This window comes from Companilactobacillus miaonis (assembly GCF_036913615.1).
In the GTDB taxonomy this organism is placed as follows: domain Bacteria; phylum Bacillota; class Bacilli; order Lactobacillales; family Lactobacillaceae; genus Companilactobacillus.
In genome coordinates this window covers 1-16753 of record NZ_JAYKTX010000008.1, presented here as the reverse complement: position 1 = coordinate 16753, position 16753 = coordinate 1, and the positions used below count along the sequence as shown (strand labels likewise).

General features: G+C 36.4%; 16 protein-coding genes and 1 tRNA gene. 11 read left to right on the top strand and 6 right to left on the bottom strand.

Going from position 1 to position 16753, the window contains the following annotated elements; all coding sequences use genetic code 11:
• The first annotated feature begins 31 nt into the window (after positions 1-31).
• A tRNA-Glu gene (locus tag U8521_RS07980) sits at positions 32-104 on the top strand.
• Between the two features lie 532 nt (positions 105-636).
• On the opposite strand, the gene U8521_RS07975 is transcribed toward U8521_RS07980, so the two are convergent.
• Together U8521_RS07975 and U8521_RS07970 are read right to left on the bottom strand one after the other, a co-directional pair.
• Positions 637-2904: an ATP-binding cassette domain-containing protein gene (locus U8521_RS07975; RefSeq protein ID WP_334352385.1), complete on the bottom strand. Its 2268-nt coding sequence runs from the start codon at positions 2902-2904 to the stop codon at positions 637-639.
• A 97-nt stretch (positions 2905-3001) separates the two neighbouring features.
• On the bottom strand, positions 3002-4456 hold the full coding sequence (locus U8521_RS07970) for a 6-phospho-beta-glucosidase (protein WP_442886148.1): 1455 nt from the start codon (positions 4454-4456) through the stop codon (positions 3002-3004).
• A 173-nt stretch (positions 4457-4629) separates the two neighbouring features.
• Here U8521_RS07970 and U8521_RS07965 point away from each other — a divergent pair, with 173 nt between their 5' ends.
• The 4 genes from U8521_RS07965 (at position 4630) to U8521_RS07950 (ending at position 7422) form a co-directional block, all read left to right on the top strand.
• A complete protein-coding gene (locus tag U8521_RS07965) occupies positions 4630-5022 on the top strand; it encodes a nuclear transport factor 2 family protein (protein WP_334332710.1) in 393 nt (130 codons plus the stop codon).
• A complete protein-coding gene (gene nfsA, locus U8521_RS07960; RefSeq protein ID WP_334352384.1) occupies positions 5006-5743 on the top strand; it encodes an oxygen-insensitive NADPH nitroreductase in 738 nt (245 codons plus the stop codon). The genes U8521_RS07965 and nfsA overlap by 17 nt, the downstream gene beginning before the upstream one ends.
• 169 nt (positions 5744-5912) lie before the next feature.
• On the top strand, positions 5913-6737 hold the full coding sequence (locus U8521_RS07955; protein ID WP_334352383.1) for a helix-turn-helix domain-containing protein: 825 nt from the start codon (positions 5913-5915) through the stop codon (positions 6735-6737).
• Positions 6738-6795: 58 nt separating this feature from the next.
• Complete coding sequence (locus U8521_RS07950; RefSeq protein WP_334352382.1) at positions 6796-7422, top strand: NUDIX hydrolase N-terminal domain-containing protein; 627 nt, start codon at positions 6796-6798, stop codon at positions 7420-7422.
• 165 nt (positions 7423-7587) lie between these two features.
• Here the strand turns inward: U8521_RS07950 and U8521_RS07945 are convergent, their stop codons facing one another.
• On the bottom strand, positions 7588-8664 hold the full coding sequence (locus U8521_RS07945; protein ID WP_334352381.1) for a serine hydrolase domain-containing protein: 1077 nt from the start codon (positions 8662-8664) through the stop codon (positions 7588-7590).
• Positions 8665-8827: 163 nt separating this feature from the next.
• Between U8521_RS07945 and U8521_RS07940 the strand changes: the two genes are divergently transcribed.
• Positions 8828-9376 (top strand): LemA family protein, encoded by a 549-nt coding sequence (locus U8521_RS07940; protein WP_334332715.1) that lies wholly within the window; start codon positions 8828-8830, stop codon positions 9374-9376.
• A gap of 12 nt (positions 9377-9388) precedes the next feature.
• A complete protein-coding gene (gene htpX / locus U8521_RS07935) occupies positions 9389-10297 on the top strand; it encodes a zinc metalloprotease HtpX (RefSeq protein ID WP_334332716.1) in 909 nt (302 codons plus the stop codon).
• Positions 10298-10341: 44 nt separating this feature from the next.
• Here the strand turns inward: htpX and U8521_RS07930 are convergent, their stop codons facing one another.
• The 3 genes from U8521_RS07930 to U8521_RS07920 all read right to left on the bottom strand — a co-directional run bounded on the left by U8521_RS07930 (position 10342) and on the right by U8521_RS07920 (position 13070).
• A complete protein-coding gene (locus tag U8521_RS07930) occupies positions 10342-11331 on the bottom strand; it encodes a 2-keto-3-deoxygluconate permease (protein ID WP_334352380.1) in 990 nt (329 codons plus the stop codon).
• Positions 11332-11356: 25 nt separating this feature from the next.
• Entirely contained in the window at positions 11357-12112 is a 756-nt protein-coding gene (locus U8521_RS07925; RefSeq protein WP_135371335.1) for an SDR family NAD(P)-dependent oxidoreductase, read from the bottom strand.
• Between the two features lie 361 nt (positions 12113-12473).
• Complete coding sequence (locus tag U8521_RS07920; RefSeq protein WP_334352379.1) at positions 12474-13070, bottom strand: sugar O-acetyltransferase; 597 nt, start codon at positions 13068-13070, stop codon at positions 12474-12476.
• Positions 13071-13266: 196 nt separating this feature from the next.
• Here U8521_RS07920 and U8521_RS07915 point away from each other — a divergent pair, with 196 nt between their 5' ends.
• From U8521_RS07915 to U8521_RS07900, 4 genes are all read left to right on the top strand, one after another.
• Positions 13267-14076, top strand: coding sequence for a DNA/RNA non-specific endonuclease (locus U8521_RS07915; RefSeq protein WP_334332721.1), 810 nt, complete (start codon positions 13267-13269; stop codon positions 14074-14076).
• 12 nt (positions 14077-14088) lie between these two features.
• Positions 14089-15324: a serine hydroxymethyltransferase gene (glyA, locus tag U8521_RS07910; protein WP_334332722.1), complete on the top strand. Its 1236-nt coding sequence runs from the start codon at positions 14089-14091 to the stop codon at positions 15322-15324.
• 99 nt (positions 15325-15423) lie between these two features.
• A complete protein-coding gene (locus U8521_RS07905; protein ID WP_334332723.1) occupies positions 15424-15732 on the top strand; it encodes an ArsR/SmtB family transcription factor in 309 nt (102 codons plus the stop codon).
• Between the two features lie 60 nt (positions 15733-15792).
• Positions 15793-16470, top strand: coding sequence for a type 1 glutamine amidotransferase domain-containing protein (locus U8521_RS07900; protein ID WP_334352378.1), 678 nt, complete (start codon positions 15793-15795; stop codon positions 16468-16470).
• The last annotated feature ends 283 nt before the right edge of the window (positions 16471-16753 follow it).

Genomic DNA, 16753 nt, shown 5'->3' with positions numbered 1-16753 from the left:
TTACAGGTAGAATTGTGTTTGTTGTTAAATTTGCCCGTTGGTCAAATGGTTTAAGACGCCACCCTCTCAAGGTGGAGTTATGGGTTCGATTCCCATACGGGTGATTGACTGAACTTTTAAAGGTTGTTATATTGTGTGAAAACACTGATATAACAACCTTTTTTATTGTTATTTTATTTTGATAAGACCAACAAAAAAAACTTTTTTAACAAGTTTGAGATCACCACCGATGCCTTTTGTTCCTACCCCTTTTCCCTCGATGATTATATTTCTTAGTTCTACTTGAAAGAATACGACTCAAAAAACCTTGAATTGAACAGATGACAATTCCCATTAAAATAAAAGTACCCATTACTTGATGTTGGGCCACGGACCAACACCAAGAAAAAAGGCCCATGAAAGCATTCATATATATGTCAAAAATAAAATCACTAATTGGTTTAAAAACACTTTGTATCATTATCATTTCTCCTTTTTCAGTCTCTAATCAAATTACGTTAATTGTCTAAAAAAATTTGATTTTTAACGATTATCATAAGATACCGACCTAATTATTGACGGTCAGGTTCCTCTAGAAAAAAAGTAAACTTAGTTGCAAAAAAGAGCCTAACTGAATTCATTTCAGCTAGACTCCTTTTATTTCTCTATTAATTGTTTCAAAGCTACACCAGTACGGGATTCTGAATCTCTCATGCTATCTTTCGGAGTTCCTTCAAAACAAACTTGACCACCGTACTTACCAGCATCTGGTCCCATTTCGATCAACCAATCAGCCTGAGAAATCAGTGACAAATTGTGTTCAATCAAGATTAAAGTATTTCCTTTATCAACTAAACTCTCAAATAAATCAATCAAACGCTTAGTATCATTCAAATGTAAGCCAGTCGTTGGCTCATCTAAAAAGTAGATGCTTCCAGTATGATCCAATTCCATTGCTAATTTAACACGTTGAACTTCACCACCAGATAAGGTCGTCATTGATTGACTCAGGTTTAAATAACCTAAACCTACCTCTTTTAGCAATTCTACTTTCTTATAAATTTTAGGAACATCTTTAAAAAATTCCAAGGTATCATCAATCGACATATTCAATACTTGTGAAATATCTTTTCCGTGATATCTATATTGCAGGGCCTCTTGACTATATCGCTTGCCACCACAAAGTTCACAAACTTGAACGACTGGGTCCATGAAGGCCATCTCGGTAATTGTGACGCCTTTGCCTTTACAACGTGGACAAGCTCCCTTGCCGTTATAACTGAACAATTGTGTGGAAACTTTATTCGCATCGGCAAAGAGTTTTCGTAGTGGATTTAAGATATTCAAATAGGTGGCTGGTGTCGAACGGATATTGATTCCGACGGCGTCTTGGCTCAAGTCGATGTAGTCTTGGTCTGAAACTTGCTTTTTAAAGGCATTAACTAAAGTACTTTTCCCTGAACCAGCTGGACCGGAAACGACTGTCAAAACTTTTTTCGGAAGTTTTGCCTTTACTTGTTTTAAATTATGGGAATTGACATTTTCAACTTTGATCCAATCGTTGCTGGCACGTGGTTGGCGAAATTCAATCGGTGTCCGTAGCATTTGTCCAGTAATCGTATCTGACTTCAATAATTCTGGATATGTCCCTTTGAAAGTGACTGTTCCTCCGGCTTTACCAGCTTTGGGACCGATCTCGACTACATAATCAGCAGCTGAAATAATTGCTGGATTGTGGTCGACTAACACAATTGTATTGCCTTGTTCCTTTAGCTTTTTTAAAGATTTAGTGATCATCTTAATGTCATGCGGGTGCAATCCAACACTTGGTTCATCGAGTACATAAACCAAATCGGACAGTGAACTTGTTAGGTATTTGGCGATTTTGATTCGTTGAGCTTCACCACCAGATAAGGTGTCCGTGCCGCGATCCAGTGATAAATAGCCTAAACCAATATCAACTAGTGATTGAACTTTACTCCGCAATTCACGAACCATTGTTTCAGCTTTGGGATCAGTAATGCTATCTAAAAATTTCAAGACATTGACGAGATCCATTTCACCAACTTCAGCAATGTTCTTCCCTTCGATTTTGCCTTTCAAAGCATCCTGGTTCAATCTGGTTCCGTGACACACAGGGCAGACTTTTCTGGTAACAATTTTTTCCAAAGCCGCTTGATGATGACGACCTGAAGCACTATGAATCACTGAGCGCAACATTCGTGGAACTAAACCTTCATACTGTGCGGTTCTAGCCCAAGTTTTAGGTGGATTCTTCAGTTTCTGTCTGGGAGCATGCATGAACAAATCGTACTCTTTTTCAGAATAATCTTTGATTTTCTTGTCGAGATCAAATAGTCCACTGTTGCCGTACTCTTTCCAACGCCAAGTTCCAGGTTGAAAACCAGTAAAGGTCATTGCCCCTTCATTGAGTGACTTATTGGGATCAATCAACTGACTTTCATCAACATCATCGACAAAACCTAAGCCTTGACAATTAGGACACATCCCTTGTGGCAAGTTAAACGAAAACCACTCTGAATATCCGACCCAAGGTTTACCAATTCGTGAAAACATCAATCGTAAAACTGAATAAATACCGGTATAAGTTGCTAAAGTCGAACGAGAGTTTCGCCCAATTGGTTTTTGCTCAACTACGATTGCAACTGGTAAATTATCGATTCGATCAAACTTCGGTTGCCCGTACTTCGGCAAATATTGTTGCGTAAAACTAGGAAAGGTTTCGTTCAATTCTCTTCGAGATACGGCAGCTAAGGTGTCAAACACTAATGATGACTTACCTGAACCAGATAAACCTGCAAAAACAGTAATTTGATGTTTAGGAATATCTAAATCAACATTTTTCAAATTATTTTCTCTTGCACCATGAATACTGATGGCACCATCTTTGAATAAATCAGTCATATAAGCCCTCGATTCATAATATTGTACATCTCAGCAACAATTTTACTCTACTTGTGATTGAACTTACTAGAATTCGACTCTTTTCAAATCAAGTATTCTAACTCAGATCAGCTCCATTTGAGTTTATGACTTTTTGATACCAATAGAATGAATCTTTTTTCGAGCGTGCCAATGTTCCATTACCCTCATCATCTTTATCAACATAAATAAATCCGTAACGCTTAGACATTTGACCTGTTCCTGCCGAAACTAAATCAATACATCCCCAAGGTGTATAGCCTAATAAATCAACCCCATCTTCATCAACAGCTTTGATCATTTGTTCAATATGAGCTCTCAAATAATCAATTCGGTAATCATCATGAATACTACCATCTGCCTCAACTTTATCGTAAGCGCCAAAACCATTTTCAACAATCATAACTGGTTTATGATAGTGTTCGGTCAGCCAATTCATTGTATAACGAAGTCCCACTGGATCTATCGGCCAGCCCCAATCGTTATATTCCAAGTTTGGATTCTTGACCGTCTCACGATCACCTATAAATTTATATTCTGGATTGTTATCACGATATTTAACCGTAATAGAATTGTAGTAACTGAAACCGACAAAATCGACTGTACCTTCTTTTAAGATAACTCTATCTTCAGCGGTAATATTAGGCATTAAATCATTATTTTTGAGATAGGCCACCATGTCAAGTGGATACTCACCACGAGTTTGAACATCTGCCCACCAATAACGCCTTTGCATTGATTTTTCAGCTAATAAAATATCTTTAGGATCTGATGATGCTGGATAAATTAGTGTAAAATTAACCATATTTCCAATCACAAATTTAGGATTAATCTGATGACCAATGTTCACAGCTAAAGCACTAGCAATCAATTCATTATGTGAAGCAATATACATCAATTTTTCTCGTTCGGCCTCTGATTCGTTATTACGGAAAATCAAACCTGAATCGGTTGCAATATTAAAATCATTTGTAAAAGTAATTTGATTATTAATTTCATTAAAGGTCATCCAATACTTAACTTTATCCTTGTAACGGTCAAAGCAAACTTTTGCAAATTTAACATAAAAATCGATAACTTTACGACTACGCCAGCCACCGTATTCAGTAACTAAATGATATGGCATTTCAAAATGTGACAAGGTAATAACTGGTTCGATGCCATACTTCAAGCATTCATCAAACATATCATCATAAAACTTCAATCCAGCTTCATTAGGTCGATCTTCATCTCCATTGGGAAAAATTCTTGTCCAAGCGATTGAAGTTCGAAAACATTTAAATCCCATTTCAGAAAACAATTTAATATCATCTTTATAACGATGATAAAAGTCAATTGCCTCATGATTAGGATAATTTTTCCCTGGAATTATTCCGTCTGTAATTTCTCTAGGTTTTTGATAAGCTCCAGCCGTCATAATATCCGAAACACTGACTCCTTTACCATCGACATTCCAGGCACCTTCAAGTTGATTAGCCGCAACAGCACCACCCCATAAAAAATCATCTCTCAAACCGGTTTTCATCTTTTTCATTATGAAAGATCCTCGCTTACATTTTATTTATTAGAATGTCAACATATTAAATGATGGGATTGGTCCCAGGTCAAGTAAATATTTCAAGATCTGGTCGGACTGTCATTTAGACTAGAAAAAGCAATTCAAAATTTTTATAATAGTTGTTAACTTATTAATTACGGAGAATCAAGATGGACAACACAGACATCATTAGAAAGTATTTTCAATCCTGGTTGACGAGAGATTTTTCAAACCTTGATGAATACTTTGATGAAAAAATAATTTACCGCGAATCTTACGGACCAATCTATATTGGATTAGATGAACTACACCAATGGATCAACAACATGTTGAATCGACAAAAAGTTCTGAATTGGCGAATTGACAAAATTTTATCAACAGACAAAAATACCTATACCGTGTTATGGTACTTTCATGCAATCGAACATACCGAATATGATTTTGACGGCGTATCTATAATCGAATTTAAAAATAACAAAATCAGTAGCGTCGCCGAATATCAATCCAAGCATGAAACATTTCGGCCATTCAAAAAAGAGGAAAAAAATGAATCCAACAATTAAAAAAATGACGGAACACGTTTCCGTTCGTAATTTTACTGATCAAAAAATAACTGATGACCAAAAAAAGGCATTGGTTGCGGCTGCTCAAAGTGGCTCCACTTCAGAATTTGTTCAAGCTTTTTCAATTATTGAAATAACTGATCCAGACTTAAGAAATGAATTGGCTGACATCACGATCAGTTCACCACACGTTAAAAAAGCCGACACTTTTTATGTTTTTGTGGCTGATTTAAACCGTCAAGCCAGTATTTTAAAGGCTCAAAATCAAAGTTTAGATAGTTTGAAAAATATGGAATCACTGATTGTTAGTATCGTTGATACCACAATTGCCGCTCAGAATATGGCAATTGCAGCGGAGTCAATGGATCTAGGAATTTGCTACATTGGCAGTTTGCGCAATAATATCAAGCGTGTCGCCGAATTATTGAAACTACCAGAATTTACTTTGCCCGTTTTCGGTATGACAATTGGCGTACCTGCGATTAAAAATCAGCACAAACCTAGATTGCCTAAAATTAATCAAGTTGCTACCAATTCTTATGACAATCAAAAATTCACTGATTTAGCGGCTTATGATAAAGTCGTTCACGATTATTATGCTGAGCGCAAAACTAATGCTGCTGATACTGATTGGTCGAAGAAAAATTTAGCTATTTTTAAGCAGATCAGACGTCCCGAAGTAGCTAGTTTCTTAAAAGAACAAGGATTTACTCTTAATTAATTATTAAAATTTGGCACAATAAAGAGCTTTTTATATTTTAATGAAATTTTGTCGAAAGTTTACATAAATATTTACAAAACTTTACAATAATTGAACAGAAAATACACACTACTTCTATATCATAAAAAGTATAAAACAAGAATTTATGACAAGTAGGTGCACAGTCACGATGGTGAATTTAGGCGAAATTATTAGAGAGGCTCGCGAAAATAAATTGATTTCACAAAAGGAGCTTTGTGAAAGTCTCTGCTCACAATCAGCCCTTTCAGAAATTGAGGCTAATAAATATGCGCCAAGCAAACAGCTTTTAATTCAAATATGCAAGCGCCTTTCGATCAGTTCCACTGATCTTTGCTTACAACAAAACTACAAGGTCAGTAAATGTGCTGATTTCAATCGAATAATTAAGCGACTCTACAACAGTAGCGATTACCGTGGATTGAGAAATTTTTTGAATCGACCGACTTTGCTTAACAGTGTCCAAACTTCTCAGCAAACACAAGCCTATTATTTTTACCTAGCAATCTGCTCAATTCAGCTTGATTTGGACCTTGATAATGCAAAGGCTTTTTTAAAGCTCTCTTTAGCAAGCTCAGGAAAACGGCACAAACGTTCAACCTTAACTCGGTTAGGTAATGCTGCCTTAGCTCTGATTTATGCCAAACTTGATTTAAAGAATTCTGCTCAAACATATTTTGATCTAGCTATGTATAATTTGGATAAAGATAACTATGATGGCAATCAAAATACCCTCTTCTTTATCGGTGCCTTAATTTATTCACATTTCAATGACTACAACAAAGCTCTAGATATTATTGAACAAGGCCTCAAACGAGCCTCAACTTATAAATCAAATTTTATGTTGATCAATCTCTTCTATTTAATGGCTCATATCACAGAAACTTTACAAACCCATCAAGAGTTCAAGGATGAAACTATTTATGAATATCTAGTTGCTAATATTCTTCGTCAAAAATTGATGCCCTCCATTTAGTTTAATTATGAAAACGTTTTTTCAAATGTTATACTTCTTTTAAAAGAAGGTTATCTTAATGGAAGAAATCGAATTATTATTAGAACAATTACAAGCAATCGCTCAGAGTGGTAAACATTATGGTAAAGATGTCTTTGATTTAGAGAGATACCAACAATTAGAAGATGTCGCTAAAAAACTCAGTACCCATTTAGTTCACAACGCGACACCAGAAAATCTGGATCTCTTTTTTGATGCCGATTCTGGTTACGTGACACCCAAAGTCGATGTCCGCGCTGCAACTTTTTCTAACGATAAGATTTTACTAGTTAAAGAAAAACGTGGTAATACTTGGTCGATTCCCGGTGGCTGGGCTGATATTGGATATTCAGCTGGAGAAATTGCCACAAAAGAAACTTTTGAAGAAGCTGGAATTGAAGTAGTACCGAAACGTTTGATTGCAATCAGGGACATGCAAAAGAACCATTATCCTAAGAAAAATCTCAGTTATATTTATAAACTGTTCTTCGAATGTACTCCTACTGAAACTGACATTCACGGCGGTGTGGAGACTTCTGATGCAGCCTACTTTACACTTGATGAAGCACTAAAACTTAATTTATCACTGGCAAGAAATTTACGCGAAGATTTTCAAATGGTCTTTGACTGTCACCATTCAAAAAATTGGGAGACAAAATTCGATTAAAAAACCTCAGTAAGCAAATAATTACTGAGGTTTTTTTATGCAAAAGAAAAAGCCTTACATCAATCCGTGATGTAAGGCTTCAGACTATTCCATAGAAAACTTTGGAATGTATGAAATAGTCATTAATACAGATAGGCTATATCTGCATTAATTATATTAACATAATTATGACTCATTAGCTAATTGATATAGTTGTTTAACAAGTGGTTTTACGTCAGCGCCTCTTCTGGAATAATTTTGTAGCGCTATTACTGCCGTCTTTCCATCGTCAGACATGTGAAATACACCTTGGAAGCCATAACCCCATCCGTTCGCAAAGTTATCATTCTGACGATGATACAAGCCGCCACCGTATGTACTGACACTGCCGGGTGTGAATAATTCCCTACGTGATTGCTCACTCAGCATTGGTCCGTTAATATATTGCTCAACTTTATAAAGATCATAGACACTCATGTAAACTTGACCAGTTCCTAATTCATCGTATTCCATAAATCGCTTAATATTAAAAGGATTTTTATAAGTCAACTTTTTGACCAGTGGATTAGGTTCATTGTAACCTGTCGCTTTGACAATTGTTGGTGAAGTATCATAAGCGAAAATCGTCTGTTTCAAGCCCAATTTATCTACATAAGTTTCATTGAACAATTTACGATAAGATTTACCGGTTAATTTTTCCAAAATGCCACACAACAGATTAAAATTAACGGCCGAATAATCCCATTTACCATGTAATAAACCAACATACTTGATGTTTTTAATATCAGCATCAATAATATCCGGATCAGACATAACTTTTGTTGGTCCGACGCCTCCCATTAGAATCAAACCAGAGGTCATGTCTAACATTTGTCTAATCGTGACATTCTTACTGCCAGAAATCTCAGGATAGAATCTTGATAGACGATCATTCAAGCTCAAATTATTAGCTTCAACTTGTTGCATGATCATTGCGGCTGTCATTGATTTTTGAATTGAATCAATTTCATAAGTTGTATCAATTGTATTGTGAAGACTCATGCCATAGTCTGCATAGCCACGACTAGTTGAATAGATTGGTCGACCACCTTTGACTATCAACATACTTCCGGAATAATCATATTTATTGATCAAGTCATTAGCCTTTTGACCGAATTCACTGTTGTAATGTGAATCAACTGAACCGCCTACATTGGAGGTTGATGGAATAATGCCTAAAAGAGCTGCTGAGAGCATCAAAACGGGTAGAAAAATTTTTTTCATAATATTCACCTAAGAACCTTCAAATACCTTCCTCTATTTACCAAGTATAATTTATTTTTCAGAAAAGTAACACTGATTTACTCATTTTTTTCTGAAGTAACTTTGATACTTGTAAATCGCTAATATGGTAGAATATAGCCAATAAGAAAAGAAGGAGTTTTTTATGAAAACATTAATTATCATCGCTATTATCCTAGTAGTAATTGTTGCCTATGCTGGCATGTATAACAGTTTAGTTAAATATCGAAATCGTGCACGTGAATTCAGTTCACAAATTGATGTTCAACTTAAACGTCGGACTGATTTGATTCCTAATTTGGTCGAAACTGTTAAAGGTTACGCTAAGCATGAAAAGGAAACTCTTAGTAATGTTGTTAACTTGAGAAACAGCATCAATAATGCAAGTTCACTACAAGATAAAGTTGAAGCTGATAGTGCTTTGACTGGTGCCTTGAGACAAGTCTTCGCTTTGGCAGAAAATTATCCAGATTTGAAAGCCAACCAAGAGTTTTCACAACTAATGGAAGAACTTTCTAATACAGAAAATAAAGTATCTTATGCTCGTCAAGCATACAATAGCCAAGTGCAAGCCTATGATACTGCACTACAAACTTTTCCACGAAATATTATTGCCGGAATCCACGGCTTTAAAGAAATGGACTTCCTTCAAATTCCTGACGCTGACAAAGAAGCTCCTAAAGTTAAGTTTTAGTCGAGGTCTATCATGATTTACGAACAAATCGATCGTAATAAACGTAAGACTTACTTTATTTTCTTTTTCTTCTTTTTGTTACTGGCAGCTCTAGGAAGTTTTATTGGTGCCTACTTTTTTGACAATATTTATTCAGGAATAATTATTGCCTTAGTGATTGCAATTGTTTATACACTGATAACTTACTTTCAATCAACTAGTATCGTCATGCAAATGAATGGTGCAAAAAAACTCAATTCAGCTAAAGACGCACCTGATCTCTGGCATATTGTCGAAGATTTATCAATGGTAGCAGATATTCCTTTACCTGAAATTTATATTATCGACGACCCAAGTCCCAATGCCTTTGCAACTGGACGTGATCCAAAACATGCTGCTGTAGCAGTAACTAGCGGTTTATACAAAATGATGAATCGTGAAGAACTTGAGGGCGTTTTGGCACATGAAATTTCTCACGTCAAAAATTACGATATCCGTGTTTCCACTATCTCAGTGGCTTTGAGCTCAGCTATCATCTTAATTTGCTCCATCATTGGTAACGCCTATCGTTGGTGGATTCCAGTTGACCGTGATGACCGTGACAATAATAATTCGGGTGCGGTTAGAATTGTTTTGTGGCTAGTTGGTTTAGTCTTTGCGATTCTTGGACCCTTAATTGCCAGCCTAGTTCAAATGGCTATCTCTAGAAATAGAGAATATTTGGCTGATGTTTCAGGGGCTGAATTAACGAGAAATCCCCAAGGTTTGATCAATGCTTTAGAAAAATTAAAAGAGAGCACTAAACCAATGAGGCGAGTTGATGATGCTAGTGCCGCTCTTTACATCGATGACCCCAACAAGAAAAAACATTTCTCCGGGTTATTCGACACTCACCCACCATTAGATAAAAGAATTGCTGCTTTGAAGAAAACATTTGAATAATACAAAAAGGACCTCGAAAAATTTCGAGGTCCTTTTTTATTGGATTATACTTGTGGATCTAGTTTTTCTGCTTTTATATCTTTACTGTCTTTATTTTTAGACTTACCCTTGAACCTTTTTGCCACCCAAGCAGTTAACATAGGTGTCAAGATAGCTGTGACAACTACTGCCGCTGTAATTTGTGCCGTCGCAGTTGCTTGAACAGCTGCATAAGATTCATCTACAGCAGCCATTGCAGCCGGTGTTGCCATCGCAGCTCCCGCAGTACTAGAAATTGCTGCACCAGCAACTCCTGAACCACCAGTTAATCGATCGACAACAATTGTAATTCCACCACCAGCTAAGGTAACAATCACCCCTAGTAGAATTCCACTCGCTCCACCAACAAAGATTTGTTGGAAATTCATTGTACAGCCAAGTGCAAATCCAACACAGACAATAATGGCATTCATCCCATTATTCAAAATAGTTTTAATAGCTGGAAAAAGATTTGCCAAAATCATTCCCACTAATAAAGGTAGAATTGTTGCTAATAGTGTCACTACAGAAAATGATGCTAAACCTGAAGATGCTAAAGCTATCATCGTCACATAAGGTCCAACACTTAAAATTGTAATACCAACAGCAGCTTCATCAACAGAATCGCCAAAGTCGTGGACGATTCCAGCATACATAGCATTATTAGCCCCAGACATTGCCCCAATAATAGCTAATGCGCTAAGCCCGAGAAAATCATTATTCATTAATTTTCCAACAATCAATCCAAAAACGACTGACAAAATAACTTTAGTTAAAATAATAATACCGCCCCGTTTTACGGCTGGCCCAGCAATCTTAAATGAAATTGTCCCACCAATTATAAATAAGAAAGCCCCTACCAGAGCACCTGACCCTTGAGCAAATGGGGTTGTAAAACCGCCAATTTTCAAAAGGTCTGGAAAAAATGAATTAATGGTAGCACCTATAAACATCGGAATAATGATATTACCACCGGGGATAGAAAATTTCTTCTTTTTACCTTCTTTACCTGCCATAATATTATCTCCAGTCAATATTTAATTAACCATCCATTACAATTCCGCCATCACAATCACCAATTTCACCAGTAATGAAGCTTGCGGCTTCTGAAGCAAAGAAAAGAATCATTTGTGCAATTTCTACTGGTTCAGCGGCTCTCTTCAGAGGAATCATACCGATCACTTTTGAATTCTTATCTGGATCTTCAGAAAGCGCTGTTGTCATTGAAGTATGTGTAAACGAAGGACAAACAGCATTAGCATAAATTCCGTATTTAGCCCCTTCTTTAGCTATGGCTTTAGTGAATCCATTGGTTCCGGCTTTTGAGGAAGCGTAAGCAACCGTTCCGAGTAAACCACCACCAAGTTTTCCGGCAACGGAAGAAACATTAACAATTCTTCCTCCACCAATTTCTTTAAAATGTTCCCAAAGTGCTTTGACTGTATTGAATTGTCCAGTCAAATTGATTTTAATCGTCCTGTCCCATTCTTCAGGGCTTAAATCGTCAAATGACTTTGAACTGATAATTCCGGCGACATTCACTAGACCATCGATTCTTCCAAAATCCTTAATTATTTGAGCAAACTGTTTGTTTACTTCCTCTCGATTGGCCTGATCAACATGATAAAACTTAATTTCTGGACTTACTTCTGTAACTGTCTTTTTAGCAGATTCATCATCAATATCCAACAAGGCAACTTTTCCGCCACCGTTGATAATTCCTTTGACAACTTCTTTGCCAATTCCTTTAGCTCCACCTGTAACAATTATATTTTTTCCATCAAAATCGTAACGCATCATATCATCACCTTTATTTATGTATGAGCAAAATATTATCATATAAGCAAATAGTTTGCAATTTCATTCACAAAAGTGTATATCGCATTTAACAGCATTCTCGCTTAATCACAATTGGATTTCCGACATTTTGTATATTGTTTCACAAATAAAAAATAACTATCTTATGAATAAATTTCGTAGAGTAACAAACATTAAAAATAATTAAATTAAATTACATTTAATTTAAAATTCACGCAAAAAATCATTTTTTCTTAATTCGACATCTTGTCTATTGAAAAATGCATACATTTACCAGGTCATTCAAACATTAAAAAAGCCCCATGATAATCAAGTTTCGATTACCATAGAACTATTTACACTAAATAAAATCCTTACCGGCAAATCCCGTCTTATCATCGTTGGTAATTTCACGAATCACCTTACAAGGATTGCCGGCTGCAATCACTCTATCAGGAATATCATGGGTTACAACACTGCCAGCTCCAATAATAACATCATTGCCAATCGTAACACCTGGAAGAACTGTCACATTAGCCGCCAACCAAGTTCGATTTCCAATTGTAATGGGCTTAGCAATACAACCACCAATTTCTCTTTCATTTGGGTCAAACAAATGATTACTAGTATATAAACCAACTTTTGGTCCAAACAATACTGAATTTCCAATATTGACCGGAGCCCCATCCAAAATTACACAATCATAATTCGCATAAAAATTATCACCGACGTGAATATTTCTACCGAATTCACAGCGAAAATTAGGATTCAAAAACGGCTTTTGCCCGACACTGCCAAATAATTGATGAATTAATTTTTCCTTTTTAATTTTATTGTTTTCATTATTAATTTGGTTAGTCATTTCTGTTGACTGATCACGCAGACTTTCTAAAATATCATCAACGTCATCATACGGTTTCCCAGTTGCCATGTATTTAAATTTTTCTGCTAAATTCATGTAATTTTCTCCCCTCATTACCTATAATAGTTATTGTCTAAATTTTATCATGAAAAGATATAAAAGAAATAATGATAAATATTATATCCGAATAAATATCCTTAAATCCATGGATATTGTTCAAGTTTTCTGAAAATTTATGATAAAATGAAAGCTGGAGATTTTTAAAATCTTCATAGTGAGGGGAAAGATTTTTATGTACATGTTATTACTCGTTGTCTTGGGAGCAATCGTCTTATTTACGACCTTTATGGTCAGGCCAAAAAAACGACTGCATCGTAAGTTAGTTTCACTGGGAATCATCCTGGTTATCGCTGGAGGTTCGGGAATTTATGAGAATCTGCAAAATAATACCGGACAAACTGGTGATAATCCAAAACAAGTTGAGAAAACTAAAAGTTATGATACATCCAATTTAGCTAATCTCGACTACAATGGTACTCAGGAAATTGAGGTCAATAATAATACACCTACTTTCACAAAATCCGAACTAAATGTCTCAAATGGTCCTTGGCAAGAATTCGCTGATTTGGACAATCTGAATCGTGCAATTCAAGCCGATGCACTATTAAGCAAAAGCTTAATGCCTACCGAGAAACGTGAAGCCTTATATGTTAACCCAACTGGTTGGCACAACAAACGAATCAAAGGTGGCTGGCTATACAATCGATCACACCTGATTGGTTTTCAATTGACCGGACAGAACAATAATCCGAAAAATTTGATAACCGGTACACGTTCATTGAATTCACCCGAAATGCTCAAACATGAGAATGATATTGCTTATTACCTCAAGCAAAATCCTAATAATTTCATTCGTTACCGGGTCAAACCGATCTATCGAAATGATGAATTAGTCGCTCGTGGTGTGCAGATGATGGCTGAATCGTTGACTAGTGACGGCCAAGTAGATAAACAAATTTACTTCAACGTCTACATTTTCAACATTGAACAAGGTGTCAAGATTAACTATAGCGATGGTACAAGTGTAGTAAATAATAACTAAGGAGTGATTGCAGTGCAATATAGTACAGGAGATACAGAAGTTTTTGATCTAATCAAAAAAGAAGAAGAACGACAAAATAGAAATATTGAGTTGATTGCTTCTGAAAATATTGTTTCTGATAATGTTAGAAAGGCTCAAGGATCAGTTTTAACTAACAAGTACGCTGAAGGATACCCTGGGCATCGTTATTATGGTGGTTGCGAATACATCGACCAAATCGAACAACTCGCAATCGACCGCGCCAAAAAATTATTTAACGCCGAATACGTTAACGTTCAACCACATTCAGGTTCACAAGCCAATGCAGCAGCTTATCAAGCCGTTTTGAAGCCTGGTGATACTGTTTTAGGTATGGATCTAAATGCTGGTGGACACTTAACCCACGGTTCAAAAGTGAATTTCTCAGGTAAGATGTATAACTTTCACTCATACGGAGTTAACGCTGATGGCCTAATTGATTACGATGACGTTCAAAGAATTGCGACAGAAGTTAAACCACATTTAATCGTCGCTGGTGCTTCAGCATACAGCCGTATCATTGACTTCAAGAAATTCCGTGAAATCGCTGATTCAGTTGGTGCATACTTGATGGTCGATATGGCTCACATCGCCGGACTCGTTGCCGTTGGTCTTCACCCTACTCCAGTTGGTGTGGCTGACATCGTGACAACTACTACCCACAAGACTTTACGCGGTCCTCGTGGTGGTATGATCATTGCCAAAGCTGAATTAGGTAAGAAAATCAATTCAGCTGTCTTCCCAGGAACACAAGGCGGTCCATTGGAACACGTCATTGCTGGTAAAGCTGTTGCCTTTGGTGAAGATCTTCAACCTGAATTCAAAACTTACATGGAACAAGTTGTTAAGAACGCTGCGGCCATGGCAAAAGTTATTAATGAAGCGGATAACTTATCAGTATTAACTGGTGGCACAGACAATCACCTGTTAAATGTCGTTTTAACAGAAAGTGGTCTAAATGGTATGGAAGTACAAAACTTGCTCGATACCATCCACATCACAACTAATAAGGAAGCTATTCCTAACGACCCACTACCTCCTAAATTGACATCCGGACTACGTTTAGGTACACCTGCCATCACTTCAAGAGGCTTTGATGAAGAAGATTGTGAAGAAGTAGCACACATTATCGTTGACGCTATCAAGAATCACGACAATCCAGAAGAATTAAAGAAATTAGATGCTCGTACAAAAGCATTGACTGACAAGCATCCAGTTGAATTTAACTAAATAAAGAAAAACAGAGCTTTCGCTCTGTTTTTTTTATTGACTTTTGATCAAAGATACATTATCATACGTTTAAACATTTAAACGTATGGAGAAATTAACATGGCAGAAGAAACAATGAATCTATTTAGAAAAGGCATGCCCATCTTCAATATCTTTCAAGATGAGAACCGCCAAAAAATCATTCTACTATTATGCAAAAATAAAGAATTGACGGTCAATCAGATCACTGACCAATTGGATCTGTCACGTCCAGCTGTTTCCCATCACTTAAAATTAATGCTAAATGCTGGTGTCATTGCCGTCAACAAACTCGGTAAAGAACGGTTTTATCGTGTTTCTTTAGATGATACTGTTCAGTTATTAAAGGATCTGACTATTTCACTGGAAAAAAGTATTTCATCGAAATAAGATGAGATTTATTTTTGATTTATATGTTCAAACGTTTAAACCTATAATCAGGAGAAAATTATGAAAAAAATTTTAGTTGTCTTAACTAACACGATCAGATATCACGGCACACAACAAGCAACCGGACTCTGGTTAGGTGAAGCCACCGAATTTGTGGATGAAGTAACTAACGCCAACTTTGCCGTCGATTACGTAAGCCCTAAAGGTGGATTCGTTCCTCTAGATCCTCGCAGTTTCAAATATACCGATAAATCCACGATGGATATTTACGCTAGTTCAGATTTTCAACAAAGAGCACTGACTAATTCCCTCAAGCCGGAACAAATCAATCCCAAAGATTATTCAGCCATTTACTACACGGGCGGTCACGGTGTGATGTGGGACTTCCCTACTGACCCTAAACTTCAAGAGATCACTAGAAAAATCTATCAACAAGGTGGTCTCATAACTTCAGTTTGTCACGGAATCGCTGGCCTCTTAAATGTTACAGATGCCAACGGCAAATACTTAATTGCCGGTAAAAACATCACTGGCTTCACAACTGCCGAGGAAATTCTAGCTGGCAAAAGAAAAGTCGTACCTTTTCTCAATGAAAATGTTGCCAAATCGCACGGTGCCAATTTCCAAAAGAAACGAGCATACAAGGAATTCGCTATCCAAGATGATCAATTGATCACTGGTCAAAATCCTTTTTCAGCTCGAGCTGTTGCTAAGTTAGTAATCAAAAATTTAGATTAAAAAACCTTCACAAAATTTGGAGGCTGCTGAAAAATCAACGTTCTTCTGTTGATTATCAGTTTCAATTAAAACAAAAAGGAACTTTAAAGTGTTTTTCACCTTAAGGTTCCTTTTTTTTCATAATTTTGCGATATTTTTGTGTTTCTACTTCGCTATTTATCCCTATTTATCATTGATTAATTTCATTATTCGCTTCATATTCACGCAGAAGAGCGTCATTGCCCCTTGAAGCATCATGGATGTAATGTCACTTGACCAACTTTGATCATATCCATGTTTGTTT